The 2,054-nt window shown below is 36.1% G+C and carries 1 protein-coding gene and 1 pseudogene; both read left to right on the top strand.

Annotated elements, in window-relative coordinates; translation table 11 throughout:
* Window positions 1–683: pseudogene (locus PVV57_RS10120) on the top strand (hypothetical protein); the annotation flags it as partial.
* Window positions 684–689: 6 nt separating this feature from the next.
* Window positions 690–2,054, top strand: a 1,365-nt coding sequence (locus PVV57_RS10115; protein ID WP_404977254.1) for a DUF6990 domain-containing protein, incomplete at its 3' end; no start/stop codon positions are given.

The following is a 2,054-nucleotide window of genomic DNA, read 5'->3' as shown; positions in this document are numbered from 1 at the left end:
CTGGCAATAGGACCGCTATAGCTGATTTCCTTGCCTATTGGTTTGCATCGAAGAGTGCAGAAGGAGACAGCGAAAAAACAAATCAAAACTCAAAAGAAGAAAAAAATAAAAATTCTCAGGCGAGTGGCAAAGACCCACAAAACAATAATGACGATGATAATGATGGAAAAGGTAAAAAGCTTAATAAAGCTAGGGAACATCATGACAAAAAACGCGATGAGAAAAAACAAAAATTAGAGGAGGAAGGATTTTCACCAAGCAAAAAAGAACTAACGATTGAAATTGAAATAACGACAGACAAAGGTACAATTAAGGTAAGAACACGTCCTGATATCACATTTATTAAGGATGGAAAACCAGCGTTTAATGAGACGAAAACAGGTAAAGCCAGATTAAGTAAAGGGCAGAAAGGTTTAAGAGAAATATGTGGAACAACAGGAAGCATGAAATTTTGTGGTCCTGAAGCTGAAAAGTATCTTAAGCAAAATAAAGAAAAATTTGATCAATATCAAAAAGATCTTAAAGGTACTATAGATAAGTTTAAAGGCAGTGTAGAAGAATTGGAGAAAGAGTTAGATAAATTTAACAAAGATTGGGCTAAAAATCAGCTAGGTAAGAAGTGGGATGAAGGTATACTGCACCATGAAGTTGATCAGCATCCAAGCTATTTAAAAGGGAAGTGAAGCATAATGAAAACGAAAGACGTAACAGAGATTTTAAAAAGATTAGGCTGGGAAACTTATCGCCATGAAGTGGGAGATACATTTGCTTATTATCATCTCTCCGATCGTATAATACGCATTCTTTACGATGTTGTAGATTATGGAGAAGATGGTGGAAAGTTGCGGCTATCAGTTGATCTTACTACAGCCGCTTATTGTCTTGCTGAGGAATATGATAATGGCGAACAGTCGCGCTATAAATATGATGATATGTTGATTTCTGCAGAAGAAAATTTCGAAATTATAGCACAGAATCTTTCTGAAAGCCATATTGAGGAAGCTCTAAATAAAGTAATCTTTTGGGCACAAACGCAGAATATTGAACAAAAATTACGTGAAGAAGCCGCCAATCATTCTGCTGTTGCACAAGCTTTGCTTGACGATATGGATGCTTTAAGGTCTGATAAACCGGCACCTCAATTACATGTACCAGAATTTGCAGATTACAAAGCGATGACGCGGTATGATCGCCTTATTTTATTTGCACAAGCCTATAAGAATGGGGAGTTAGACGATATTCTAACGCATAAAAAGCCCAAACAGCGCTCGATAAGCCTTACAGCAGCAAGCCGCATTCTTAAAACCCAAGGGTGGTTTTCTACGGAACCTGGAAAAATGTGGCTCTCTTTGCCAGATCGTTTTATTCAATTTGATTTTGGTTTTGTACATCTCCATGACAATTACAATGTCCATCTTGAAGCTGAGATCTCTAACGAAGAGATTTCTGTAGCTTGCAAATATATTTACTATAGGAGAGAATATATTTGGATACGACCTACGGATATTTATCAGTCTTTTAATACGATTGGGGGGGGAATTTTTAGCGGTTTTGATAAAGGTATTGATATTTGTGTAGAGACATTGAATGAGCAAGAGTTAACACAAATCTCTGAGCGAATAATACAATGGGCACGCGCACAAGATTTACAAGCATCGATCGAAAGCAAAACACTTGTTCAAAAATATAGCTACAATATAGACATAATCTGGCATTTGGCTTGTTTAGCGTTAACAGGTCGAATTGATATCCTGAAATCTTATCAAAATTTTCTGGAAGCTGGTACGATTTCTGAACATTTGGATGATGATGACGTAGAAAAATATGTTAACAATGCCGTTGAATTTGCTGAAAGACATCTGAAAATCCTTCATGAGCGAGAGGCAGCAGAAGCTCATCTTAGTCCACAAGTTTTGATTACTTTCAATAAAGTTTCAGAGCAATTAAAAGAAATGGGTTGGACAGTTTATCGTGATAAAAACTACAATCGTAATGCTTATTTTATAAGTAAAGACCGTATCATCAATATAATGTATAACCTTCAAAGTGATGAA

Source organism: Bartonella sp. AU15XJBT (genome assembly GCF_028618615.1).
Lineage (GTDB): Bacteria > Pseudomonadota > Alphaproteobacteria > Rhizobiales > Rhizobiaceae > Bartonella.
Note: the sequence above shows the minus strand (reverse complement) of the source record. Positions and strands in the feature narration are given on the sequence as shown.